The sequence below is a fragment of the Burkholderia humptydooensis genome (assembly GCF_001513745.1).
Classification (GTDB): Bacteria; Pseudomonadota; Gammaproteobacteria; order Burkholderiales; family Burkholderiaceae; genus Burkholderia; species Burkholderia humptydooensis.
In genome coordinates this window covers 2,565,223-2,589,895 of the sequence record NZ_CP013380.1, presented here as the reverse complement: position 1 = coordinate 2,589,895, position 24,673 = coordinate 2,565,223, and the positions used below count along the sequence as shown (strand labels likewise).

Annotated in this window: 20 protein-coding genes; all 20 read left to right on the top strand. The window is 61.7% G+C overall.

The genetic code is table 11. The annotated features are described in order from the left end of the window. Window positions 1-60 precede the first annotated feature (60 nt). The 20 genes from AQ610_RS11575 (at window position 61) to AQ610_RS33340 (ending at window position 24,666) form a co-directional block, all read left to right on the top strand. Window positions 61-375, top strand: a complete 315-nt coding sequence (locus AQ610_RS11575) for an endonuclease domain-containing protein (protein WP_045554857.1) — start codon at window positions 61-63, stop codon at window positions 373-375. Beyond that, window positions 375-1,577: a hypothetical protein gene (locus tag AQ610_RS11570; protein WP_009916617.1), complete on the top strand. Its 1,203-nt coding sequence runs from the start codon at window positions 375-377 to the stop codon at window positions 1,575-1,577. The genes AQ610_RS11575 and AQ610_RS11570 overlap by 1 nt, the downstream gene beginning before the upstream one ends. Then, window positions 1,577-1,804 (top strand): MazG nucleotide pyrophosphohydrolase domain-containing protein, encoded by a 228-nt coding sequence (locus tag AQ610_RS11565; RefSeq protein WP_006026387.1) that lies wholly within the window; start codon window positions 1,577-1,579, stop codon window positions 1,802-1,804. The genes AQ610_RS11570 and AQ610_RS11565 overlap by 1 nt, the downstream gene beginning before the upstream one ends. After that, the gene (locus AQ610_RS11560) at window positions 1,797-2,507 is read left to right on the top strand and encodes a deoxynucleotide monophosphate kinase family protein (protein ID WP_009916616.1); all 711 of its coding nucleotides are present in this window, start codon (window positions 1,797-1,799) and stop codon (window positions 2,505-2,507) included. The genes AQ610_RS11565 and AQ610_RS11560 overlap by 8 nt, the downstream gene beginning before the upstream one ends. A gap of 13 nt (window positions 2,508-2,520) precedes the next feature. Then, on the top strand, window positions 2,521-3,444 hold the full coding sequence (locus AQ610_RS11555) for a hypothetical protein (RefSeq protein ID WP_006026389.1): 924 nt from the start codon (window positions 2,521-2,523) through the stop codon (window positions 3,442-3,444). Continuing rightward, window positions 3,444-5,900: a DNA-directed RNA polymerase gene (locus AQ610_RS11550; protein WP_006026390.1), complete on the top strand. Its 2,457-nt coding sequence runs from the start codon at window positions 3,444-3,446 to the stop codon at window positions 5,898-5,900. The genes AQ610_RS11555 and AQ610_RS11550 overlap by 1 nt, the downstream gene beginning before the upstream one ends. A gap of 76 nt (window positions 5,901-5,976) precedes the next feature. Continuing rightward, window positions 5,977-6,147, top strand: coding sequence for a hypothetical protein (locus AQ610_RS35985; protein ID WP_009916614.1), 171 nt, complete (start codon window positions 5,977-5,979; stop codon window positions 6,145-6,147). Next, entirely contained in the window at window positions 6,128-6,586 is a 459-nt protein-coding gene (locus AQ610_RS11545) for a hypothetical protein (RefSeq protein WP_231748914.1), read from the top strand. Before AQ610_RS35985 ends, AQ610_RS11545 begins: the two co-directional genes overlap by 20 nt. Further along, window positions 6,587-7,189: a hypothetical protein gene (locus tag AQ610_RS11540; RefSeq protein WP_009916612.1), complete on the top strand. Its 603-nt coding sequence runs from the start codon at window positions 6,587-6,589 to the stop codon at window positions 7,187-7,189. Window positions 7,190-7,198: 9 nt separating this feature from the next. After that, window positions 7,199-7,642, top strand: a complete 444-nt coding sequence (locus tag AQ610_RS11535; protein WP_009916611.1) for a hypothetical protein — start codon at window positions 7,199-7,201, stop codon at window positions 7,640-7,642. Continuing rightward, window positions 7,642-9,201, top strand: a complete 1,560-nt coding sequence (locus AQ610_RS11530; protein ID WP_009916610.1) for a portal protein — start codon at window positions 7,642-7,644, stop codon at window positions 9,199-9,201. The genes AQ610_RS11535 and AQ610_RS11530 overlap by 1 nt, the downstream gene beginning before the upstream one ends. A 6-nt stretch (window positions 9,202-9,207) precedes the next feature. After that, window positions 9,208-10,062 carry a hypothetical protein gene (locus AQ610_RS11525; RefSeq protein ID WP_009916609.1) on the top strand — a complete coding sequence of 285 codons (855 nt, stop codon included), beginning with the start codon at window positions 9,208-9,210 and terminating at the stop codon, window positions 10,060-10,062. A gap of 140 nt (window positions 10,063-10,202) precedes the next feature. Beyond that, entirely contained in the window at window positions 10,203-11,216 is a 1,014-nt protein-coding gene (locus tag AQ610_RS11520) for a hypothetical protein (RefSeq protein ID WP_006026396.1), read from the top strand. A gap of 58 nt (window positions 11,217-11,274) precedes the next feature. After that, window positions 11,275-11,886: a phage tail tubular protein A gene (locus AQ610_RS11515; protein WP_080595030.1), complete on the top strand. Its 612-nt coding sequence runs from the start codon at window positions 11,275-11,277 to the stop codon at window positions 11,884-11,886. Continuing rightward, entirely contained in the window at window positions 11,886-14,447 is a 2,562-nt protein-coding gene (locus AQ610_RS11510) for a phage nozzle protein (protein ID WP_009916606.1), read from the top strand. Before AQ610_RS11515 ends, AQ610_RS11510 begins: the two co-directional genes overlap by 1 nt. Then, a complete protein-coding gene (locus tag AQ610_RS11505; protein ID WP_009916605.1) occupies window positions 14,447-15,352 on the top strand; it encodes a hypothetical protein in 906 nt (301 codons plus the stop codon). Before AQ610_RS11510 ends, AQ610_RS11505 begins: the two co-directional genes overlap by 1 nt. A gap of 9 nt (window positions 15,353-15,361) precedes the next feature. After that, window positions 15,362-17,647 (top strand): hypothetical protein, encoded by a 2,286-nt coding sequence (locus tag AQ610_RS11500; RefSeq protein WP_043282550.1) that lies wholly within the window; start codon window positions 15,362-15,364, stop codon window positions 17,645-17,647. Between the two features lie 67 nt (window positions 17,648-17,714). Further along, window positions 17,715-22,616 (top strand): transglycosylase SLT domain-containing protein, encoded by a 4,902-nt coding sequence (locus tag AQ610_RS11495; RefSeq protein ID WP_006026401.1) that lies wholly within the window; start codon window positions 17,715-17,717, stop codon window positions 22,614-22,616. A gap of 80 nt (window positions 22,617-22,696) precedes the next feature. Continuing rightward, window positions 22,697-24,262, top strand: a complete 1,566-nt coding sequence (locus tag AQ610_RS11490) for a phage tail fiber domain-containing protein (protein ID WP_006026402.1) — start codon at window positions 22,697-22,699, stop codon at window positions 24,260-24,262. Beyond that, window positions 24,262-24,666 carry an XkdW family protein gene (locus AQ610_RS33340; protein ID WP_080595031.1) on the top strand — a complete coding sequence of 135 codons (405 nt, stop codon included), beginning with the start codon at window positions 24,262-24,264 and terminating at the stop codon, window positions 24,664-24,666. Before AQ610_RS11490 ends, AQ610_RS33340 begins: the two co-directional genes overlap by 1 nt. The last annotated feature ends 7 nt before the right edge of the window (window positions 24,667-24,673 follow it).

Here is a 24,673-nt window from a genome sequence, read left to right as displayed (position 1 = left end):
ACTGGCTACCGTAAGCGGTGGCAAAGAGAGAAACCGCATTGCCCGCTGTGTGAGCGTCTGATGGACGACGATACCGTGGTTGACCATGATCACCGCACCGGTGAGTGCCGAGCCGTGGTGTGTCGCTGGTGCAACGCGGTGCTGGGCAAGATCGAGAACTGGGCGTTCCGCATCGGACAAGGCGTTGACCCTCTGATGTTCCTCCGCAACGTGTCGGTGTACCTCGGCCCGGACGCTGAGACTGGCTCTGTGCTGCACGGAGTCGGCAAGGGCGTCATCTATCCATCCCACAAGTCCGAGGATGAAAAGCGCCTCATCAAGAACAAGCGGGCGCGCATCGCCCGTGCCAAAGCCAAGCTCGCCAAGGAGGATTAATGCAGGTTTCCCGCAAGGACTTCAGTGACAAAGAAATTCAGGATGCCTATGCAGATGCCGAAGGACGCATGGCGAAGGCCGCATCACTTCTCACCGAGCTGGGACGGGGCGCAGTCAGCCCTCAGCTCGCACGGTATTGGGTCAGCAAGCTGGACTCGACGGAACTCCCGCAGGAACAGGATCGGGTCAAGGAACTGGCTGCGCTCCGCAACACCCGCACGGAGAACAATCGGCTGCGTCGTGCATTGGATGAGGCGCTGGGCCGCGTCGGGACTCGCGAGGCTCTCCTCGACGGTATCGCGGATGCAGTCCGCACGCTGAGTACGAAGCGGGTTGCGCTATTGCGGCAGCGTATGCCGGTCAGCCTGAAGGGTACGCCGCTCACGGTGGAGGTGCTGCTCAGTGACTTGCAGATCGGCAAGCTCAGCGGCACGTACAACACGGACATCGCTTTCAACCGGCTGCGTGAGTTGGGCAGCGCTCTGGTGTTTCAGATCAAGCAGAAGATCGATGCTGGCTACAACGTCGAGCGCGTCATCCTCGCCATCATTGGCGACATCATCGAGTCGGACAAGAAGCACGACAACAGCGCGCGGGCTACCGACACCGGAACGGCGCAACAGATTCACGATGCGACAGTCGGTATTTTCGAGTTCATCCTCAAGCCGCTCGCGCAGCTCGGCATTCAGCTTGACGTTCCGTGCGTTACGGGAAACCACGATTGGGACGGACACGGCATCACGCAGTTCCGCCCCGGCCGCGAGCAGCTCAGCTATCCGCTGTACAAGGCGCTGGAGATGCTGTGCCGGACGGCACGCATGGACCACGTTACGTTCGACATCCCGGACGGCGTGTTCACCACAGCGCACATCTACGGTCAGACGGTGCTGTACGAGCACGGTGTTGGTGTGGCAGTGACCGAGGCAGCGATGAAGGCGCACAAGATCAAGCGCAGCGAGCAGCTCGGCAAGTACATCACCTTCTTCCGCATGGGCGACAAGCACAACGTCTGCTCGTTCAACTCCGGGCAGTACGTCGTGAACGGTGCGTTCTTCGGCAGCGACAACGAAGGAGTCGAGTACAGCTCCATCGCCGGGTTCTCGTCCGTGCCCGCGCAGTGGATGGGCTTCCATACGCCGCGCGACGACTCGCGCTTCACGCTGTACGACAGCTTCGTCATTCAACTGGCCCACGTCAACTGATGAATACGGTCGGGGCGCTGCAACACCTATCGAGCGAAGGCGGCGAGTTGGCGCAGGCCGCGATCAAGCTCATTCAAGGGAAGGGCAGCAGGAAGCTGCTCGAACAAGAACTCGGCGACGTATTCGCGCTGGCCGAGCTGCTCATGGAGCACAACGTCATTCGCAGCGAGAAGGTCCACGACCGAAAGCTCGCCAAGCTCAAAAGTTACGGGAGGATGTATGGCTAAGGTAATCGGCATCATGGGGCTGGCTGGCGCTGGCAAGGACACGGTTGCGCAGATGATCCAGCGCGGCATGGTCAGCGTCGGACTCCAACATGTCGCAATCGGCGGCTTCGCGGACTACCTGCGCGATATCGCGGACCACATCGGGTTGAACCCGTTCCGCCGAGAGACGAAGGAAACGCCGCACGTTATCGGACGCGATGACTTCGAGAACCGACTGTTCGACGCAATCGAGCACAAGTTCTGCCGACTGCTTCCGATGAACACACGAGCCGAGCTGTTTGCCTACACCTACGACGACTGCGAGAAGTTCCTTGCGGACAAGTCGTCCACGTTCCCGTACTACTCGATCAGCCCGCGCCAGTTCATGCAGACCATCGGCAACGCAGGCCGCAAGGTCAACGAGGACTTCTGGATCAAACTGGCTCGCGCGAAGTGGGACGCGCTGCCCGGCATCGTGCTAGTCACGGATTGCCGCTTCGAGAACGAGGCTGCGGTCGCCGACAAGATCATTCTCGTCCGCCGCCCGGACGTATCGCCTGTTGCTGAGCATGTTAGCGAACAGCTCGCTGCTGCGCTCACGGAAGGCGCGGTGACGATCCCCGGCATGGAGATCATCGACAACGACGGCTCGCTAGATGACCTCGGGGCTGAGGTGTCGATCATGGCCGCGTCGTACGCCGACTTCTTTGCAACCGCTTATTAAGGAATCCTATTAGATGGCGCGCTACCTCGTTCACAAGGCAGTCGAGTTCAGCTCCCTCTCCGCAGCACGCAAGAAGGCCATCGGCGCGGCCGCGATCAGCGATCTCGCCGACAAGTACGACCTCCAGTACAAGTACGACGGCTGCAACGTCATCGTGAAGCTGCTGAACATGCAGCACTTCGAGATCATCAGCCGCACGGGTGAGAAGGTCCGCAGCATGGATCACGTCGGGCGTCGGCTGTTGAACCTGTTCCGTGACCTCCTCCAGCGCGGGCAGCAGTTCGCGGTGCTTGGTGAGGCATGGGCGAGAGGCTATCCGCAGAAGCGCATCTCGGGATGGTTCCGCCGACACGAGAATGCGCCGCATCTTCAGATGGCCGCGTTCGACGTGATGCCGCTGGAGGACTTCGAAGCAGGACACTGCCCGCATCCGTTCTCGCGCCGCTACGAGACGCTGACCGTGTGGACGCGGGGCTTCACGGAGAGCGACACGGTGTTCCTCTGTCCACTGCTCCTCGCCGGTTCGTACGGCGATCCGATGGGGAACGCGGACGCGCTTTGCGCACACGGCGACAAGCGTGCATTCGACGGCGCGGTGCTGCGTGACCCGAATGCGGGCTGGAAGGCTGGCTCCGGCAGTGACGGCGCGATCATCAAGGTCAAGCCGCGAGTTACGTTCGACCTGCGCATCGTCGGCGTGGAAGAAGGCGAGGGCAAGTATGAAGGCACGGCCGGGAAGATTGTCCTCCAGTTCGCTGACGGCACGCCGGTGAAGGCGGCGGGCGGGACGAACGCCGAGCGCGAGCAATGGTTCTTTAACCCGACAGCAATTATCGGCAAGATCGGCGAGGTTGCTTGCCTCGAACGTCTGCCGAGCGGCGAGCTGCGCGAACCTGTGTTCAAGGGCGTCCGCTTCGACAAGGTGGACATCGACTGATGACCCTGCCGCGTACGCAGGTTGAACTGGAGCGCGAGACTCGGGAAGCCGGAAGGGCTCGCGCCGTGGACATGATGGACAGGCGGGAGCGGGAAGGCCACGCAGATACCAACCCGTACGCGGCAGCCGTGTACCGGCGTTGGCTTCTCCCGCTGGCAGATGTAATCGAGGCTGAGGTGCAGAGCACCGGAAAGGCAGGACGCCGTGCGGCGCACGTCGCGCTGCTGAAGCCGCTGGACCCGCGCGCTGTGGCGCACATTGCAGTGCGCTCGGTGCTGGTATCCGTGATGCAGGCTGACAACGACGTTCGTACGACCGCGCGCCTGCTTGGTCGGCACGTCTACGGGGAACTGGTGCTCTCCACGTTCGCGCACGGTAAGCCGGAAATCTATTGGGCGCTGATGCGGAACCTCTTGGAGAACCGCTCAACGGCAGCAGCCCATCGAGTTAACGTGATCCGCAACGCAGCGAACAGCCATGAGGTCGAGTTGCCGCAGTGGCTTCCGAGTGACCGCGAGCAGGTAGCCCTTTGGCTTATCGAGCAGCTTCGCCTACTTGGCATGGTGGACGTAACGAAGACTCTTAGGAAGGGGCTGGGGCAGAGGCTCAGCACCGAGATGGACATCATGCTCACCGCGCAGGCGCAGGATGTCGTGTCGTCTATCCGAGGCACGGTGGAGCATACGATGCCGTACAGTCTCCCGTTCATCGAGCAGCCGAAGGATTGGATATCCATGTTCGATGGGGGCTACCACACCGGAATGATGCGACGGCAGACTCCGAGCTACGTGAACTTGACGAAGAATCGCAGGACGCTGGACGCCATGCGCGATCTGGATATGCCGGATGTGCGCTCAGCTATCAACCATCTCCAAGCTGTGAAGTGGCGTGTGAACCAGCGGGTGCTGGATGCAGTGAAGGACTGCGCACGACATGGTATCGATATGGACGAGATCATCTCGCAAGCCGAGCAGCCGAAGCCGCCACGCCCGGAGTGGCTCACGGACGACATGAGGAAGGAGGACATGACCGGGGATGAACTGGTCGAGTTCTCCGGGTGGAAGCGCCGCATGGCCGAGTGGCACACCGATCGCAAGCTACGCGGGACTAGGTGGGGCCGCTTCTACATGGCGACCCGCATGGCTGATAAGTTCAAGGAATATCCGGCTATCTACTTCCTGTATCAAGCAGATTTCCGGGGGCGCTTGTACGCACAAACAACCGGCATCTCGCCGCAAGGCAGTGACCTACAGAAGTCGCTGCTGCAATTCGCAGAGGGCAAGCGGCTCGATACTCCTGAAGCCGTGCGCTGGTTCAAGATCGCAGGAGCAAACCGTTTCGGAGTGGACAAGGTTCCATTCGAAGATCGCATCGCATGGGTCAATCAACGTGAGCAATTCATCCTACAATTCGCAGCCGATCCAGTCAGCCACCGAGAGTGGCAAGACGCAGATTCGCCCCTTCAATTTCTTGCGTGGTGTTTCGAGTACGCCGACTGGCGACAAAGCCCGGATACTTTCGAATCTCGAATCGCGGTGGGGCTCGACGGTTCATGCAATGGCCTTCAGCACTTCTCGGCAATGCTGCGAGATTCTGTTGGAGGACGGGCGGTTAATCTCGTACCGGGCGACCGGCCAAACGACATCTACCAGCAAGTAGCCGATGTTGTAGCGCTCAAACTGGCCGACCCGAATCTGCCATTGCGACACGAGCGCGATTCTGTTTTCAAGGGGAAGTGGAAGGCGCATGGCATGAACCGCTCTATTGTAAAGCGGTCTGTCATGACGCTGCCGTACGGCTCTACTCGGTTCTCTTGCGCCGAGTTCATCGTTGAGGACTATCTCAAGAAGGGCGCGGCCACTGAGTTCGAGACTACGGAGTACCGCTTCGCCGCCGAGTTCCTGTCACATCTCGTATGGGATGCTATTGGCGAGGTAGTTATTGCGGCTTCTGCTGCGATGGCTTGGCTACAGCGCGCTGCTGGGCTGATCCTCAAGCGAGGCGGGCAACAGATCGGCTGGACAACCCCATCCGGCTTCTTGGTCGAGCAAGCGTACAACGAGATCGACATCGTACGGGTGAACACGAAGCTCCTCGGACACACGGTAATCAAAGTGTTCGGATCGATGGCGGATACACCTAGCATCAGCAAGCACAAGAACGGGATCGCGCCGAATTTCGTGCATAGCATGGATGCCGCTCACTTGGCTCTGACCGTTAAGGAATGCAAACGGTTAGGTATCGATTCGCTTGCGATGATTCACGACGATTACGGGACACACGCGGCGGACACGGAGAAGCTCTACCGAGCGATCCGAAAGACCTTTGTGGAGATGTATGAAACGAATGATCCGCTCGCTCATTTCCGCGATCAATTTGAAGACCTCCCGGCTTTGCCGAGCCGGGGTGATCTCGATCTGTCTCAGGTTGAGCAGAGCCAATTCTTCTTCGCATGAATCTTATCTGTCAGAGGGACACGAATTGGATCAGCAATTTCATGATCCTCTGACAGACGCACTACAGGAGCCTGCATTGAATCAAGTGGTAGTCCGCCTCGACGCGGAGATGTTACGGCGGCTGGAGGAGCAGCTCCCGAAGCCGCTGGTGAACTCGACGACGACGGATCTGATGGCCGGGTATGCGCTCGGCGTGCAGGCCGTGCTCCAGAAATTGAGGGAGGGCTATGCCATTAGCCGGGGCTAAGTGGAATGTGCAATTTCTCGACGACGACCGCGCTGCGATCAAAGCCGCGCTGTACCGGCAGTACGGCATCATGCACGCACCGGGTGCGAAGAAGTGGTTCGGCACAGTTGAGCCAGATCACGTCTATCAGGTTGTCTGCGGGGAGAACAGCCCGTTCGAATCGATCCTCCTGAATGGATACCTGCTCTGCATGGTGTTGGATACACCGTGGTGGTCGTCGGGCAAGAAGCTCCTCCACGAACAGATGATTCTCAAGATCGACCCGAACGCGTGGAACTTTCGGTCCGTGCTTCGAGCCCTCGTTCATCTCGGCAAGGCAACGGGCGCAGCGGGCATCACGAGCGGGACATCGCTCAGTGCGAACGACCGCAAGCTGGCTCGCGTCTACGAGCGGTTCGGATTCGGGACCGCAGCACACTCACTCTATCTGGAGCTTTGAATGGGGAACCTATTCAGCAAGACCTTTGCGTCGCAGGACGGTGGGAGCACGGTGAAATCGTCCGCAGGCGCGTTCGACATGATGTTCTCGAAGATTAATGGCGAGAAAGCCCAGCGTTATGCGAGCTACCTCGGAGAGTCAGCTCCGACCGGGGAGGGGCCGAACGGAGTAATTACCTTCGGTCAGCTCGCCCCGCTGCAACAACGCTACGAGGCTAAGTACGCAGCCGATCAAGAGGCCGCAGCCGCGAAGGCACGGCAGGACGCGCTCGACAACGATCCCGCAGTGAAGTCAGCGCGGGAGGCGGCGGGCCAAGCGCAGGCGAACGCAGAGGCGCAGGCCGCAGCCGCCAAGCAGGCGGGCATCGACGCTGCCGACGCATCGGTGAACGCCGCGAACATGGCTGCAAACGGCGTCGCGCAGCGAGCCGCTGTAGCGGAGCAGACCTCTGCGCAGGCAACGGATGCGGCGGCATCCGTGGACACGAACGCGAACTCGCAGGGCGAGGGCTCGAACGATCCTCGTCGCCGTTACATCGGCGCCGCGATGTCCTCCTCGAACGCAGCCGTGTCTCGCGGTGGCGCTGGAATCTCAATCTCGTAAGGAGGAATCATGGGTGGAATTGTTAAGAGCGTCGTAGGCGCGATCTTCGGTGGGGCATCGAACGCCACAGCCGACATGAGTGGTGTCGAAGCGCAGTCGCGGGCGATCAAGGAAGCGTCGGAGCGGCAAGCGCAGGCGACTCTCGCAGCGGCGCAGTCGCAGAAGCAGGCCGCAGATGCAGCAGCTCAGGCACAGGCCCAGCAGGCGCAACAGTCGGCACAGGCGGCAGCGCAGTCGCAGATGCAGTCGATTAACCAGCAGCAGCTCAACGCCAAGGCAGCAGCCGATGCGCAGGACGCGGCCGCGAAGACAGCCGCCGAGAACACGGTGAAGGTGGATACGACGGTGAACTCCGAGGACGAGCCCGACAACGCCTCGCTACGACGCCGGTACTTCCAGCAAGCTCAGGCATCGCAGGCCACGAAGGGCGGCTCGGGGATCACGCTTAGCTGATGCAGTTCACGGCTGAGCAGGCGTGGGAGTCCCTCGCGGGGCTCCGACGCCCACTCTTGACGCGGTGTGAGAAATACAGCGCGTTCACCCTGCCGACGATCATCACGCCGCAGGGCTACAACGAGGAGCTTGAGGAGCTTCAGACCGACTTCCAATCAGTTGGTGCGCAGGGCGTGAACAACCTCGCGAACAAGCTGATGCTAGCGCTGTTTGCGCCGAGTCGTCCGTTCTTCCGGTATCAGGTTGCGGCGGCGCTGATGAATCAGCTCAAGCAGACGCTCGACGTGCAGGAGCAGGACTTACAGGAGATGCTGGCCGAGGGCGAGCGGAACTGCATCCGTACGCTCGACGCGATGGGCGTACGGCCGAAACTGTACGAGGCCATGAAGCACCTCATCATCACGGGGAACTGTCTGCTCATCCTCGGCGATGATCCCAAGGACACACCGATGCGCGTGTTGTCGCTGAAGCGGTACGCCGTGAAGCGCAGCATGAGCGGCAAGCTCCTACAGCTTATTATCCACGAGACGGTGCGATTCGACGAACTGGACGACGAGGTGCAGAAGATCGCGGTGGAGTCGAGCAGCAGGTACGCAAACGTGGACCCGAACGATCCGAATTCGTGCCCTGAGGTGAAGTATTTCACATGGGTACGGTGGGACGGTACGGCGAACTACATCGTCACGCATCACGTAGATAACGTGGAATTGCCCGCAAAGTTCAGCGGCAAGTACACGGACCAAGACCTACCGTACATCCCGCTGACGTGGGAACTGCACGACGACAACGACTACGGCACCGGGCTCGTGGAGCAGATGGCAGGCGACCTCGCCGCGCTGTCGGCGCTCTCGGAGGCCGAAGTGAAGGGCGCGATCCTTGCTTCGGAGTTCCGCTGGCTGGTGAACCCGGCAGGGCAGACCCGCCCCGCGGACATCGCAGACAGCGACAACGGCGCGGCGCTGCCCGGCACGAAGGACGATGTGGTCCCGCTGAACAGCGGCACGGGGCAGGCGATGCAGTACATCGACACGGTTGCCACGAAGTATGTGAACCGCATCGGGCGGAACTTCCTACTCAGCTCCTCCATTGTCCGCGACGCAGAGCGCGTAACGGCCGAGGAGATTCGAATGCAGGCTAACGAGCTGGAGACGAGCCTCGGCGGTGTCTACTCGCGCCTCGCCGTGGACTTCCAGAAGCCGATGGCGTACTGGCTCACGAAGCGCGCGGGTGTTCAGCTTGCGGGCAAGGACATCGAGCCAATGGTCATCACGGGGCTGGACGCCCTGAGCCGCAACGGCGACCTCGACAACCTCAAGCTCGCGCTGCAAGACCTCGCAGCCGTATCCGGCATGCCTCCGCAGGCACTCGCCGTGCTGAACCTGACAGCCATCGCCAAGGCTATCTTCATGGGCCGAGGCGTGACGATGGCCGACTACGTGAAGTCGCAGGAGCAGCAAGCAGCAGACCTCCAGAACGCGAACGCAGCGGCGCTGGCGCAGCAAGTCGCGCGCCCCGTCGCGCAAGCCGTCATGAGCGGCCAACCCAACCAACAAGGATAAGGACAGATGATTCGATTCGGTAAGCGAATGGTTCTCATGGATGAGGCAGTCGGCGACGGCACGGCGGTATCGGCGGGCGGTGCGGGCGGCTTCGACATGAACGCCGACCAAGGCCCGGCAGCAGGTCAGCCGGTACAGATCAGCCTCGGTGCCACCTCGACACAACACTCGCACGACGAGCAAAAGTCGCTCGAACTCGGCACGCAGCTCGTGAACGAGGGCAATGGCTGGGTGGACCCGAGCAAGGGTGTCGTCTCGTATGAGAAGACCGGCGACGCGGCACTCGACATGGCCCTCGACTTCATCGGCAAGGCGGGCTACAGCCACTCGCATCCGGCCGTGCAGGCGGCGCTCTCGGGCAACTTCGACCTGCTCAGCGCGGAACTGGCGGCGAAGGGAGTCACTGGCTGGGAGCAACACCTGGCCCTCGGTAAGAGCGCCTACGAGAAGCACTCTCAGGCGGAGGCGGCGAAGACGGAGGAGATCAAGAAGCTCTGCATCGGCGCTGCGGGTGACGAGAAGACGTGGGCCGACACGCTCGCGTGGGCCTCGGAGAACGCGGATGCACACGAGAAGGAGCCCATCAACGCGGCGCTGGCTCAGGGCGGCATCGTTGCGGAGGCAGTCGCGCAGTTCCTCGTGGGTGCGTACCGCAACGCCAGCGGCGTGACTATTGCCCCGCAGAAGTCCGCAGTGAATCCGAACGCAGCTTCGGCCCGCGCTGGTGGTCAGGGCGCAGGCCCACTGTCTCCGACGCAGTACGCAGCAGAGGTTGCGAAGCTCCGCGCCTCCGGCCGACAGATCGAAGGCACCCGTGAGTACGCAGCGCTCCAGCAGCGTCGCTCGATGTATCGCGGCTAACCACTAGCAGCATTCCCTGAGAGGCCCGTCCAGCAAGCGCTGGACGGGCCTTTGCCATTGTGCGCCCATGCTGGGCGTACTCCTGCGGGTCGATTTCATGTCCCTCTGACAGACACACAACTCTACAACTTAGGAGAACTATGGGTCTTTCCATCGTCAACGTCTCGCGCCCGATGGCGCAGCTCCAGACCGGCAACAACAACCAAGTCGGTCAGGCACCCGCAGCAACCAATCCGCTCGCAATGGTCATCGAGGAGTACGGCGGCGTCGTCGAGCACACCATCGCCCGTCGCTCCATCGTTCGCAACTTCGTCCCGATCCGCAACGTGAAGGGCACATCGACGGTTTCGAACTACCAAGTCGGCAAGTCCACGCTGGCGAAGGTCACGCCGGGTACGGAACCGGACGCAACCGTGAACGGTACGCAGAAGGTCAAGCTGACCATCGACACGCTGGTGAACGCCCGTGCCGTCGTGCCGCTGCTGGACGACTTCCAGTCGAGCTACGACGCTCGGGCCGCAATCGGCATGGAACACGGTATCGAGATCGCGAAGTTCTTCGACCAGTCGTTCTTCATCCAAGCCGTCAAGGCCGCTGGCATCACCGACATGAGCCAGTACCCGGCAGGCTGGCAACCGGGTTCGTCGCAGACCTTTACGGCTGCTGGCGATGAGTTGGACCCGGTGAAGCTGGAGAGCAAGTTCCTCGACCTGTTCGCGCAGATGGCGGACAAGGACGTAGACCCGCACGACGACGGCCTCGTCATCGTGACACGCCCGAAGTTCTTCTACACGCTGCTGAAGAACGACCGCCTCGTGGACCGCGAAATGATTACGTCGGATGGCACGACGATCAAGACGAAGGCGCTCTCGGTCGCTGGCGTGCCGATCTACTTCTCGAACAATCTGCCGAACACGAACGTTACCGGGCACTTCCTCTCGAATGCCGGTAACGGCAACGCGTACGACGGTGACTTCTCGAAGACGGTCGCCGCAGTGTTCAGCCCGCGCGCGCTGCTCGCAGGCGAGACGATCCCGCTGACGCCGGATGTCTTCTACGATCCGCGCACGAAGATGTGGTTCATCGACGCGCACCTCTCGTTCGGCGTGACCCCGAACAACCCGGCCTTCGCTGGCCTTCTCAAGTCGGCATAACCGACACCTCAGCCCCGGCTCTCACAAGGAGTCGGGGCTTTTTTCGTTAGGAGCTACGATGCGACTTTCTCAACTTGATGTCGTCAACGCATGTCTCGCAACGATGGGCGAGAGTCCCCTCGTAGCCATTGACGACGATCATCCGTACGTGCAGGCTGCTCTAACGGCGCTGCGTAATTCCTCTGCCGTCGTGCAGAGCGAAGGATGGTGGTTCAACACGGACTACCAGAACATCACCATCGATCCGGGCACGGGCTTCGCGTACTCGCCCGCCGACGCCCTCTCCGTTGAAACTGCACGGGCGGCTGTCATCGCACGGGGCACGCGGCTGTACGACCAGATGCACTCCTCGTATGACATGCGCCCTGTGTTCGGCGCAGGCCCGATTCAGGCGGCGGTCATCCGCGAGGTTCCCTTCGAGGACATTCCAACTATGGCCCAGCACGCCATCTCGGCGCGTGCCCGGCTGGACTTCCAAGCGTCGTTCGATGGCGACGATAACAAGTACAGCAAGATCGGTGGCGAATACACGTTGGCCCATCGGCTGCTCAAGGCCGAGCACACGCGGCAGTCGCGGGTGAACTTCTTCGACTCGGTGTCGATGCAGGAGAAGCTCCGGCTCATGCGCCCGATGTCTCGCGGCATGCGGATCGGACGGAGGGGCTGGTAATGGCTAAGGTTGTCGGCTCATACGCGAGCGTCACGCGAGGCGTCAGCGAGCAGGTTCCGCAGGATCGACATCCGGGCCAGATGTGGGAGCAGGTGAACATGATTTCGGACCCGGTGGTGGGCTGCGCCCGCCGTCCCGGTTCGCTCCTAACGGACTACAAGGTGCTCACGGCGGCTTCGTCGCTGGATAGCCTCAAGGCCGACATCAGGATGTACCGCACATTCACGTTCTTCCACAACAGCAAGGAGTATGCGCTGCTGTACCGGAGCGACGTTGCGGCGTGCCCTGCTGCGCTCCCGGCGTTCCTCTGCTACTGCAAGACAGACTCGCGCTTCCTGAGCGTGGTACTAGCGGACCCCGACGGCATGGCCCCGTGGGTGACGGGCGGCGTTTCAGCGCTTTGTACTGTGGGCGACTACATCGCCATCGCGGCGAACAAGCTCGGCCCCGGCTACAGCCTCGACGACCGCTTTGCAGGTCATAACATGCGCGGCGTCGCTTGGGTGCGCGGTGGCGCGTACAGCCGAACGTACACGCTGAAGATCACGCGCCGGTCGGACGGCGTGCAGTTCACGGCTGCATACACGACGATGGCATCAAGCTATCCGTACTTGCTGAACACGTCGGACATTCCGTCGTCCGCCCCGGACTACCAGAAGCAGATCAATGACCGCGTGAACGACTACAACTCGAAGGTGAACCAGTGGATCGGCGACGCGCAAGCCAGCATCCAACCGCAGAACATCGCGGAGAAACTCCGCGCGGCGCTGCAATCGCAAGGCTTCACGAACTGCGACCGACGCGGTGGCACCGTCATCCTCGACAACATCAGCTTCATGTCGTGCGACGACGGGGGTGATGGAACTACGTTCCGCGCAGTGTTCAACACGCTCGATGACGTTGGCAAGCTGAGCAGCATCCACTGGAACGACAAGCCTATCCAGATCAAGTCGAACACGCAGGTCGATCCATATTACATGGTGTTCAAGACGGACACCGGCGAGGGGTATGGCACTGGCAAGTGGGTCGAAGGTCCGGCGCAGGTAGTACAGCCGGGGCAGGTGTTCGCTGTCGGGGGCATCACGAAGGACGGCGATACGTTCGCCATCGGTTCTGGACCGGCGCAACTCAACGCGTATTCGACGGACTTCCAAGTGCCGAAGTTCGCGGGCTCAGTGTGCGGGGACAAGGACCAGACGGGTGCGATCCCGTACTTCTTCGGCAAGCGCATTAGTCTGCTGGCGATGTTTCAGGACCGGCTCGTGATCGTCTCGGACGGTACGGTGTTCATGTCGCGTACGGGCGACTACTTCAACTTCTTCCGTAAGACGATGCTGTCTGTGCATGACGACGACCCGATCCAAGCATACGCGCTCGGCGCGGCGGACGACGTGATTACGCGATGCGTGACGTACAACAAGAACCTGTTTCTGTTCGGCCTGCGCAACCAGTACACGATCCCCGGCAACGTAGCGGCGTCGCCTGCGAACATTACCATCTCGCCGGTAGCGGCCGAGCGAGACGCGATCCTCTGTCAGCCAGTGGTGCATGGGAACATTGTCTTCTACGGCTCACAGGTTGCGTCGAACGGGGATGTGCCGTACAGCGGCATCATCAACCAGTTCCAGCTCGGGCTGTTTCAGGATATCCCGGAGACATTCCAGATCAGCAAGCAGCTCTCGCGTTACATCAAGGGCCGTCCGACTGAGATGGCTACGGTGAGCGCACCGCCTGCGCTACTGGTGCGGGCGGACGGCTATGACAACGGGTTCTACGTGTACACGTACCTCGATGCTCCGGGTACGCAGCAGCGCGAGTTCGACTCGTGGAGCCGCTGGGAGTTCAGCGATGCGCTCGGCATAGTGGCGGGCGTCAGCTCGTACCAGCAGAAGCTCCTGTCGTTTACCATTGCGCTCGACGCGAGGGCCGGGCAGGCATCGAATGCCATCGTCATGTGCAACGAGTTCAGTCTTGACACAGCGGATCGAACGCGCCCGTATCTCGACAGCATGCGCCCGATGAATCAGGGCGGGCCGATCCTCTCTAAGCTGAACACGCCGGGTATGTGGAACGACGCGTACGCCGCCATCGGAGCGACCCATGATGAGTTCCTGCTGAACGGAAAGCTGACGAGCTGGACGAGCTTTACGTCGCAGTATCCGGCGATTCCGGCTGCGGACTATTGGGGAGGCTTCGACTACCCGAGCTACGTTGTACCGACTCCGCCGTACGTGCGTGACTCAAACGACAAGGCAATCGTGAACGGGCGGCTCGTCATCAATAAGTACACGGCCAGCTTCACGAACAGCTCTGGTTGCATCGTGAACATGATCGACAAGACCGGGGCCGAGCGGCACCTCGTCAGCTACGCGGGGCGTCAGGTTGGTCATTCGAATAACCTCGTCGGGCGCGTGCCAATCAGCACTACGAACTTCCCGGTTCCGGTGGGGCGATCGAACATCGAGCACAAGATCAAGTTTATCGCAAAGGTGGGCCTACCCATGACTATCTCCGCGATTGAATGGGTGGGTCAATTCTTCACTTCAGGTAGGAGAGTCTAATGTGTTCCTTCCTTAACATGATCGTGGGCGCAGGTGTCGGCATGATGCAGGCCCGCCTTCAGAACGCACAAAACGACGCGCAGTACAGGTTGGACTCCGCGAAGACTGAGGCAGCGAATATGCTGTCGAAGGACTCAGCGGACAACAACAACATGATCCGCGACGCGGGGAACGCATTTCTCGCGGCGCAAGCGGCGCTGTCGAACACCCAGCGCTCGATTGGCAACCAGAACCGTGCCATCGCCATAGGCTCGCAGACGAACGCGCAGGCCGTGAACATGGCACGGGCTCAGGAGGCGATGACACGCGGCAGCGTGGAGCAGCAGATCGCGGCCGCTGGGGCGCTCGGCGCAATGCGCGTCGAGGCTGCATCGCGGGGTACGGGTGGCACGTCCGCAGACATCATGCGCGCGACTATGCAGACCACAACCTCACGTCTCACGACGATGCAAGCCACGAAGGGCGCGCAGATGTCCTTCGATCAGGTGATGGTGGCGGCGGGGCTGCGCTCGAACCTCATCACCTCGCAGGACTACGGGCAGACCGTCGCGGGCATGAATTACCAGAAGGACATTCCGCAAACATTCATCGCGCCCGAGAAGATGCCCGACATCACGGCAGGGATGGGTGCAGCGATGGGGGCAGTCGGTGGTGGCGCTTTCTCGATGTTCCGCAACATGGGCGGTGGCTCTGTCGGCGGCAACGGTGGGGTGGGGCAGACTCCGGGTTTCTCGTCGCAGTCGATCCTACAAGGCGTGAGCAGCTTCGCTGACTCGTGGGGCGTGGGGAATGGCGGGTCGGCATTCGGCAGCAGCAGCTCGTACAGCGGCCGGAACGACTTCGGCTTCACGCTCGGCGGCGGCGGATCAAGCAGCAACAATTCCTTCAACTTCGCACTCGACTAAGGAGAGCAGATGGCTAATGTGAACTTCGGCCTGTCCGGCGACGGCGGCGTAGTCACGCAACAGAACACGTTCGGCGGTGGAGGTTCCACTAGCTTCTCTGGTGGCCCGTCCGGCGCGGGACAATCCAGCGGTAGCGTTGTATCTGGCGGTAACGCGATTCAGTTCGCCGACACTGTCGCGCGGCGCGGCATGCAGAACATCGACACTCTGAACAAGCTGGCGGGAGGGATGCTCCAGCCATACATCGAAAGGCAGAAGAAGCTCCAATACGCGGAGGGCATGGCCCAAGCAGCTCAGGGCAAGAGCCTCATCGAGATCGAGAACGATCAGCCGTGGTACACGAAGCTGTTCGGCCCGGACGCCACGACTCAGGGTGCGCAGGCGTTCAACATGGCAGCGGCCATGCAGGACGCGCAGTCGCAGTTCATGCAGGCGATGCCCCAGCTCCGTGAGAAATCGCCGGATCAGGTGCGGCAGTACATCGTCAGCAAGATGGGCGAGGTGCAGCCCTCGGGCGATCCGTACTTCGATGCGATGGTGCAGCAGGGGCTGGCCGAGCAGCTCCCGAAGATGCTCAGCGTGCACATGGGCCAGTACATGCAATTCACGCAAGAGCAAGCGTACAACGGCTTCACGAACCTCGGCGCATCGGGCGGGCAGGCGCTTCAGGAAACCCTGAAGGCGAACAACAACCTGACGCCGGATGCAGTGGCTCAGGCACACGCGGACTACACGAACCTGCTCGCGAAGCCTGACAACATGACGACCGAGGCATATCAGCGCGGTCTGCGGGACACCGTGTTGAGCAATGCGCAGAACGGGAATTGGCAGGCGGTGCGGGCCATCAAGGACATGCCTGCATGGCAGGAGATGCCGACGCAGATGAAGGACAACCTCGAAGTACAGATTCCGCGACTGGAGCAGGAGTGGGCCCTGAAAAACCCGGCAGCACGAAACCTGTTCACCTCACGGGCCGACCTCCAGTGGAGCCTGATGTCGGGCGCGACGGGTTTCGATTCCTCGCCGGAAGGGCACGCCAAGCTCGACGCGGTGATGGACACGATGGAGGACTCGAACCGCCAGCTCAATGGCGACGCCACGGCGGTGTACAACAACGCGCAGCGGGCGCAGATGCACAAGCTACTCGATCAGGGCAATGCGAAGAAGCTCGCACAGGTGCAGAAGCTCCAGCTTCAACAGCTCAACTACGATCAGGCAGTGGGGCTTGCAGCGGACGCGATGAACAATAACTCGTTCGCCAAATACGAGAATCTTCCGTTCCCATCCGGCTCGCGCGAGCAGGCAGCGGACACGCTGTTTTCGAAGGCGACTAGTCCGCAGTACGCGCAGCAGGCGGACGCTCAGAAGAATATGTGGGACAAGCTGAGCGCGGCGGCGCACTACTCCAGCTACCAGTCCCCGGCACTGAAGCAGGCGATGGCCCAGCAACTTCCGGCGCTCGTGTCGGGCAACGGTCCTGCAACCGGAGACATGCAGACGGCGCTCCTGTACGCGTCGAATCTCCTGCAAGGTCCGGGCGGCGCTGAGGCTGTCCACTCGTACGTCGGATCGGATGCCCCCAAGGTGATCCAGCTCCTCAACAGCGGGGCGAACATCATGGACCCGGAACAGCTCAAGCAGCAGCGCGAACTGATTGCGCGGGCGCAGGGTGTGACGGCCTCCCCACAGGACGTGAAGCTGGCACAGGACACGGTGAGCAAGGCCGATCCCGGCTGGTTCAAGAAGCTCATGCCGTGGGGCGGCAACGAGGCGCTGACACCGTACAACCTGACGGACGGCAACAAGCAGCAGCTCGCCGTTCATGTTGCGCCGATCATCGCGCAATACAAGGCCGCGTACCACATGACGGACGACCAAGCCTCGCAGATGGCGCTCGGGCAGGTGATGAAGAATTCGGACTTCGTGCCGGGTGCATTCATCCTGCACAACGCCGCGCTCGGGCAGACATCGTTCGCGGGCTCGGTGAACGCGAAGTATCCGGGCATGGGCGAACAGACGACCGCGGTGTACCAGAACGCCGTCCAGTACGCCATCGATCAGGAGATCGAGAAGGCAGGCGGTGTGGCGAAGGACTGGAAGGTCACATCAGGCGAGAACCTCGGCAACGGCTACATGACTCTGTTCATGACCGGTCTGAACGGCGCACTCAAGCACATCAACATCACGGCGGACACCGTGGGTCGCCGCATCCTCGACACCTACGGGAACAAGCCGGAACACCACGACCCCGACCTCGGGCTCTCAAGCAAAAACGCTTGGGGCTGGGGCTACTAAGCGCGTAGCGGCAGCGGCTTCCAACGAGGCTGCTGCCTCATACGCGTTCCACCTTTTAGGAGAACATATGAACTTCACGCAGGACCAGTTGGATAAACTCGCAGCGAACGACCGCGCAATCGGAGCACCGCAAGGCGCGAGTGCAGCGCAGATTTGGCAGGAATCGCGCAACGATCCGAACGCCGTGTCTCCGAAGGGGGCGCTCGGCTACGCACAGGTCATGCCGAAGACGCTGACGAAGGTTGAGGAAGCGCTGGGTCGTCGTCTGGACCCGTCGAACTTCGATGACTCGCTGCAAATCCAGCGCTTTGTTATGACGCAGAACATGCAGCGCTTCGGCAACTACGGCGACGCGCTGCGGGCGTACAACTCGGGTTGGAACCCGGCGAAGTGGAACAACGACGAGACGAACGCGTACGTGTCGGCGATCACCGGCGAGGACGGTGTTGCGACCTCGGGCGTTCCATTCGTTGCTCCGGGCATGGGTAAGGGGCAGGGCATCGACCCTACGCAGACGCCGATGATGAAGGCGCTGGCGGTGCGCCAGAATGCGCAGCCGGTGGCAGACGCACTCATTGACGACGCCGCGTTCGATAGCACACCGCTGCGCAGCTCGTTAGACAGCATGGGCCTCGAAGACGCAGCGTATGCGGAGTCGGCGGCGGGTATCCGGGCGTTGAGCGAGAAGACGGACTTCGCGGAGTCGTTCGTCCGGGCGGCGCATTGGGATACACTTGCGGGCCGTCTGCAAGATGCTTTTCAAGCAGGCGCGCCCGATCCGAACTGGAGAATGAGCGATGCTCAGAAACACTACGTGGCGACGGAAGCGCCCGAAATTTGGGCTGACAACCACCTCCGCGATTACGTGGGCGGTGCGTTCTCGCAGGCCGACTACGAGCGCCGTCTCGGCATGGCGCAGCAACAGGCAGACTTCCAGCGCCGAGCCGCGCAGAGCGGCTGGACTTCCACGGCCGGTCAGCTTCTCGCAGGTGCAGGCGATCCGGTCATGCTGGTCGCTACGCTTGGCGCAGGATCAATTGCGAACGCGGCGCGTGCGGCATTCGCGGTTCGCGCGGCAGAGGGCGTAACCGGCGTCGTTAGTTCGATGGCAGAGGGCGCGGCGGGCAACATGCTCGCTGCGCACGCCATCACGCGGATGGACAACGGCAGTGATAACTGGCCCGAGCTGTTCAGGCAGGGCGCGCTGGGTGCAATGCTCGGCGGGGTCGGGCATGCTGCTGGGCTCATGGGCGAGGTCCGAGCGAAGGTCGAGCCGGAGGTCGGGGCAAAGCTGGATGGTCACGCACTCGACGCCCACATCGCAGGTCAGAACGAGCGCATCGACGACATCATAGGCCGGGCGGCTGGTGAGACTCGCTCAGAAGACTCGAACGCAGGCATTCATGCTAGCGATCCACTGGCAGGCAACAAGATCGTAACCGAGACGGAGACTCGCGCAGGCGATCACGGGTCAGGCGATTCGAAGATCGCAGACGCGGTGGAGGAGTTCAAGGCTGAGCAGGCTGAAAAGGCAGAGGCGGAAGCCCGCGCCAAGGATGCTGAAAAGCTGGAGCCGGAGGAGCGCCAGTCGCGTGAAGACGCAGCCACCAACGACGCTACGGAGCGCGATGTGGTGAGTGGTGCCGAAGACCGGATCAATGACGAATGGGCGAACGCCGAAGCCGTCCGAATGGGTAATGTGAGGGACGAGATGCTCAGCAATTCCGAGCGGGCTCGCGGCGCAAGCACAGACTCTCACACCGAACTGATGCGACTGGCGACGGACGCACAAGACCCGATGGTTCGGGCGCTGGCCCGTCGCCTCATGGAGACGCAGGAAGGCCGCAGCGCGGCAGCGATCTTTGAGCATCCCGGTAGCGCACAGAAGGGCGGCAATGCCCGGAGCCATTACAACCCGGCGACCCACGAGATTCATACGTGGGCGCACGACGCGATCGATCATCCGGTACACGCTGCGAAGCGTGCTGTAGGCCAGTCGCCGCGAGGCGGGTTGAACCGTGACGAGATGATGCTGCATGAGATCGCCCATAGCGTCACGGCGCAGAAGGTCGCATACGGCAAGCGCATGCCGCAGTCCGCACACGGCCAGCTCGTAAGCCAGCTCGACAAGCTGCGCCAGCGCGCTCTGCGCGAGTACAAGGGCACGGACGCCAACACGCGCTACTACCTGAAGAACGTGGACGAGTTCGTTGCCGGTCTGTACAGCGGCCAGTCCGCATTCATCGACCACCTGAAGTCGCTAAAGGTCAAGAACGGGAACATCCTGTCGAAGACCGTAGACGCAGTGCGCGCGCTGCTGGGCCTGAAGCCGGGTGAGGTGAACATGCTGACGAAAGCGCTCGGCTTGTCCGATCACCTCGTGAGCACGCCGCTCCGCGCGGACCTTCCATACGCCCGCCCCACCGGTCGCTCGGTTCTCACGGCTCCGGGCGTTGCCCGCGAAGATGTTCCGCTCGGCGTGCTCGCGCAGAAGATGGCAGACCAACTGGAGAACTGGAAGGAGGTGCTGCCGAAGGAGACGGAGAAGCTCCGCCGTAATGCCTCGACGTGGTACGACTCGATCCGGGGCAAGAAGATGGGCGCGGTCGGCAAGGCCGTCGCCATGCTGGACTCGGTTGGCATGACGCTGGGCCGCTCGGCGAACAAAGACGTACGCCACATCGCGTCCATGCTGGCCGAAGACCCGACCGGTGTGAACCGCCAGCACTCCACGTCCGCAGCCATTGACAAGGTGATCCTCGCGTCGAACTGGCGCAAGCCGGTTGCCGAGGTATGGCACCGAATCTTGCCCGAGCTGATGACGAACGAGGAGCGTGTGCGGTGGTCGCAGGGCATCTTCGCGGGCGACGCCGAGAAGCGCATCTCGCGACTGGTGCAGGAGGAGCGACTGGCAAACCGCAACGCGCGCCTGTCCGGCGAGGAGTACGTCTCGCAGGCTCATCCGCTCGTGAAGCAGATGGCGGCTGTCGTCGATGGCATGTGGAAGGACATGACGGAGATGGGGGCGAAGTACGGTGAGGCGAAGTCCACGGCTATCGGCAAGCGAGGCTGGCAGGGCTATTTGCCGTACGCGTGGGACTGGCGTGAGCTTCAGTCGATGTACAACGACCCGGCGCGCGCGGGCGAGTGGAACTCGTTCAAGGGCATGCTGCGGCAGCAGTACATGGCGAAGGTGATCGAACCTGCGCTCGACAAGTTGAACAAGGCAGGCCCGGCTACGCAGGACGCCACGATGGAACTGCACCGGAAGGTCAGCGAGCAGGCCGCGAATCTCACGGATCGTTACCTGACGCAGATCATCCGCGACCCGGAGGCTCGGATTGCGGGCTCGGACGACCACTTCGGAGCGGTTGCAGCGGACATGCTCAAGGCGGACTACACGGGCAAGAAGGTCACGGGTGTGATGGCGGATGACTTCAAGAAAGCACTTGTCGATGTCATCTCGGATCGTACCCGTACAGAGTTCGACCTGCTGGCCCGCCAGCCGGACGGCACGCGTCTGCTGGACTACATCGACACGGACATCGGCCGCATGGTGGAGGGGCAGTCCAGTGAGTTCGCTGGGCGCATCGCACTGGCTAAGCGTGGCCTGAAAGACGACGCGCACTGGACTGCGATGAAGGACGCGCTCGTATCCCGTGGCGCAAACCATGAGGAGATGAACGCGCTGGACTTCCTGCATAAGAGCCTCACGGATCGCCTTGGTAACAAGGACAACGTGGTGGCGCAGTTCCTCGCGCAGACGGCCCACATGAGCATGATGGGTAAGCTGGGCTTCAACGCTCTGGCGGACGCTGCATCGATCATCGCGTCGTCGGGCGTGAACGGCATGTTCAAATCCATCTTCAACGGGATGGGTAAGGACACCGCGCTGATGAAGCAACTGAACCGCATGGCGTCGTCAGCGATGGGGCTGGATCACCGTCTGCACTTCGGGGAGACGCGCGCGGGCGCTACGCTCAACCACACGGGCTCGGCACTTCAGGACTCGGCGATGTGGCGACGGATCGGGTATCAGGGTATGGATATCGTAGGCAAGCTCTCGGGTGCGCACTACGTTGCCAAGGTGCTGCATCGCGGCTTCGTTCCGCTGCTGGCCGAAGACCTCGCGAAAGCGATCAGCGGCTCAACTATCGAGAACGGTGTCATCACGGGTACGGGGCATTCGCACCTGAACCCGGCCCGTCTCGTGGACTCGGGCCTGACGGCTGACCGTGTGGCCCGGATCAAGGAAGCTATCGCGACTCACGATTCCAACCGCAAGGACGGCGAGCTGTTCTCGTGGGATGCATGGGATCGTACGCATCCGGGTGCAGCCGAGGACATGATCGGGGCTATCCACCGCGTTACCGGGCAGGCGCTTCAGCGTGCCTACATCGGCGAGACGCCACGCTGGCTCAGCGAGGGCATCGTCGGGAAGTACGCGGGCCAGTTCAAGAAGTACGGCATCACGGCGCAGGAGAAGCAGCTCATGCGGAACGCGTTCATCGCCGACCGCAACTCCGCGACGGGCTTCGTCATGGGTACGGCATGGGGCGCTGCCCTGTACTACGCTAAGACGATGGCCTCGACGGCAGGCATGACGGACGCCCAGCGGGAGAAGTACGTGCGGGAGCATATGCACGGTATCCATCTCGCGAGCGGTATCGCAGTCATGACGAACGTGTCCGGGATGTTGGGAGACGGCCTCGATGCGGCGAACGTCCTCATGGGCGGACAGACGAACGCGGGGGGTGGGTCGCCCATCGTGGCGCTCGGGCAGCTTCAGGCCATGTCCAAGGCGGTAGGTGCAGTCGGCGGCGCTGCCCTCGGCGCGCTGAACGGCGGCACGAATCCGCTGACGGATAAACCCGTCAACTACGTCAAGAATGCTCGCACGGCAATGCGCGTCCTTCCGGGCGCGAACACCCTCATCGGCTCCGCGCTTGCGAACGAGCTGAATCAGTAAGTCGGAACCCGCCCAGCGCCGCTGGGCGGGCCTCCGCAATTTCATGTCCCTCTGACAGACACTAACAACAGGAGGCCAACATGGCAGCGGACTATCTCGTCCCGTGGCTGGACGCGTCGGGTCAGGGTGGCCTGCGCAACTCGATGCTTGTCGCTCCGGGCGACGGCTCGACCAAAACATTCAGCTTCAACTTCGCTGGTGGGTACATCAGCAAGGATCACGTGAAGGCGTACACGTTCGACCCGATCACGGGCCGGACTACGCCGCTCGTCATCACGTCGGGCATGTGGACCGGCCCTAGCCAGATCACGCTGGGAGCGCCCGTAGCATTGGGCCAGTACATCGTCATCTACCGGGACACGCCACGCGGCACGCCGCTGGTGAGCTTCAAGAACGGCTCCGTCCTGAACGAGCCGAACCTCGACGAAATGGCCGAGCAGGGTGTGTTCGTCGCGGCGGAAATGGCCGACCGATTCGACTTGCTGAATGATGGCTCGTCCAAGGCGATCATCGATTCGGCAACTGCACTCAACACGGCAAACGCAGCGACCGCTACCGCAAAGCATGCAGATGGAAACGCGGCATTCGCAGTCGATCAATCGAATGCCGCCCGAGGAGATGCCACGTTCGCTGTCAATACTGCGGGTGCGGCGAAAGCAGTCGCAGACGGCATCGACGGGAAGGCTCAGCAGGCGCTTGATAATTCCAAGTCGGCCGTGAATACGGCCAACATCGCGCAGTCAGTTGCAAACGGCATCGACGCCAAGGCGCAAAGTGCTCTCGACAACTCCAAGTCGGCCGTGAACAGCGCGAGCAGCGCTGATACGGCTGCGGCAAATGCAGTTAGCACGGCGAACGGCATCGACGCGAAGGCTACGCAGGCTCAGTCTGATGCTGCGGCGGCTGTCGCCACGGCGAATGCTGCGGTACAGAAGTCCGGCGACAAGATGAGCGGGGCGCTTTATGTGCCGCAAGTTATTCTGAATTTCGGGCTGGAGGGAGACGGCTCTGCGCCGGGCATCTACAACGATCCCCGTAAGAGAAACATCGTGTTCCGCTCTGGACCGCCCGGCGCATACAAATACTCGTATTTCGGCGAAGACGGCGCGCTGGTTTTGAGCGCGCGGCCTGGCTGGGGCGCAACGCCTTGGGATACCGGTAACTTCGATCCAAATGGAAAGCTGACGAAGGGTGAGGATGTTGGTTGGAGGCTTCGCCTCACTGCCTCGAACTGGCAGGCAGACTTGGGGCTGCGATCCGGGTACAACGACAACACATGGGCGTACATCCGAGCACGTCAAGGCGGTGGCGTCGAGATCATCAACAACGCCTACAGCGGAGTAACGTGGGCCGTTGATGATTGGGGCAACATGTTCTCGCGAGGCTCGCATCGCATGACGCCGGACGGAAACTGGTGGTTCGAAAACCGAGGCTGGTCGAACGATGTGCTGAATGATCTCTACAACCGATCAGCTCCGCGTGAATGTCAGTTCAACTCTGGAGCGGTTGAATTCGGACCGCTCACGGCAGGTGCAACCCTTCAGGCACCTAATCCGTACGTGATGATTGGCTTGCGGACAGCAAGTTCCGATTACATGCGGATGGGCGAGCAGTTTATTCGATGCGTCACTATCAGGACGTACTGATGATTACCAACGAACAACTCACATTCTGCGTGCAGCAGCTCTATCCGGGCACGGCGAACGGCCAAGATTACTGGATCGGTCATGCAGTCGATGCAAATGGGAATCAGCGTGCTCCCGCAGCGATCTTCAGATGGGGACGAACTGACCTGCGTCCCCCGGCCCCCTCTGAAATTGGACCGCTGTGGGCTCAGTACGAACGAGCTTTCAATTCTATGAAGGCCGATCGAGCAGCGCGCAATAGACGCGAGGCTTTGCTCAAAGCAGCGGACGCCGCCGTGGGGCGGGCAGCGGATGCCGGAATGGACCCAACACCATTCCGGAAGTACCGCCAAGCATTGCGAGATATCACCGCGCAGTCTGGCTATCCGATGAGCATCGACTGGCCGGAGGAACCAACTATCTAAGGAGAAC

What these genes read in the sequence shown, in the direction of transcription:
- AQ610_RS11575 (WP_045554857.1), top strand. Translation starts at nt 61, where the DNA reads ATGGACGACGATACCGTGGTTGACCATGATCACCGCACCGGTGAGTGC.
- AQ610_RS11570 (WP_009916617.1), top strand. Translation starts at nt 375, where the DNA reads ATGCAGGTTTCCCGCAAGGACTTCAGTGACAAAGAAATTCAGGATGCC.
- AQ610_RS11565 (WP_006026387.1), top strand. Translation starts at nt 1,577, where the DNA reads ATGAATACGGTCGGGGCGCTGCAACACCTATCGAGCGAAGGCGGCGAG.
- AQ610_RS11560 (WP_009916616.1), top strand. Translation starts at nt 1,797, where the DNA reads ATGGCTAAGGTAATCGGCATCATGGGGCTGGCTGGCGCTGGCAAGGAC.
- AQ610_RS11555 (WP_006026389.1), top strand. Translation starts at nt 2,521, where the DNA reads ATGGCGCGCTACCTCGTTCACAAGGCAGTCGAGTTCAGCTCCCTCTCC.
- AQ610_RS11550 (WP_006026390.1), top strand. Translation starts at nt 3,444, where the DNA reads ATGACCCTGCCGCGTACGCAGGTTGAACTGGAGCGCGAGACTCGGGAA.
- AQ610_RS11545 (WP_231748914.1), top strand. Translation starts at nt 6,128, where the DNA reads ATGCCATTAGCCGGGGCTAAGTGGAATGTGCAATTTCTCGACGACGAC.
- AQ610_RS11540 (WP_009916612.1), top strand. Translation starts at nt 6,587, where the DNA reads ATGGGGAACCTATTCAGCAAGACCTTTGCGTCGCAGGACGGTGGGAGC.
- AQ610_RS11535 (WP_009916611.1), top strand. Translation starts at nt 7,199, where the DNA reads ATGGGTGGAATTGTTAAGAGCGTCGTAGGCGCGATCTTCGGTGGGGCA.
- AQ610_RS11530 (WP_009916610.1), top strand. Translation starts at nt 7,642, where the DNA reads ATGCAGTTCACGGCTGAGCAGGCGTGGGAGTCCCTCGCGGGGCTCCGA.
- AQ610_RS11525 (WP_009916609.1), top strand. Translation starts at nt 9,208, where the DNA reads ATGATTCGATTCGGTAAGCGAATGGTTCTCATGGATGAGGCAGTCGGC.
- AQ610_RS11520 (WP_006026396.1), top strand. Translation starts at nt 10,203, where the DNA reads ATGGGTCTTTCCATCGTCAACGTCTCGCGCCCGATGGCGCAGCTCCAG.
- AQ610_RS11515 (WP_080595030.1), top strand. Translation starts at nt 11,275, where the DNA reads ATGCGACTTTCTCAACTTGATGTCGTCAACGCATGTCTCGCAACGATG.
- AQ610_RS11510 (WP_009916606.1), top strand. Translation starts at nt 11,886, where the DNA reads ATGGCTAAGGTTGTCGGCTCATACGCGAGCGTCACGCGAGGCGTCAGC.
- AQ610_RS11505 (WP_009916605.1), top strand. Translation starts at nt 14,447, where the DNA reads ATGTGTTCCTTCCTTAACATGATCGTGGGCGCAGGTGTCGGCATGATG.
- AQ610_RS11500 (WP_043282550.1), top strand. Translation starts at nt 15,362, where the DNA reads ATGGCTAATGTGAACTTCGGCCTGTCCGGCGACGGCGGCGTAGTCACG.
- AQ610_RS11495 (WP_006026401.1), top strand. Translation starts at nt 17,715, where the DNA reads ATGAACTTCACGCAGGACCAGTTGGATAAACTCGCAGCGAACGACCGC.
- AQ610_RS11490 (WP_006026402.1), top strand. Translation starts at nt 22,697, where the DNA reads ATGGCAGCGGACTATCTCGTCCCGTGGCTGGACGCGTCGGGTCAGGGT.
- AQ610_RS33340 (WP_080595031.1), top strand. Translation starts at nt 24,262, where the DNA reads ATGATTACCAACGAACAACTCACATTCTGCGTGCAGCAGCTCTATCCG.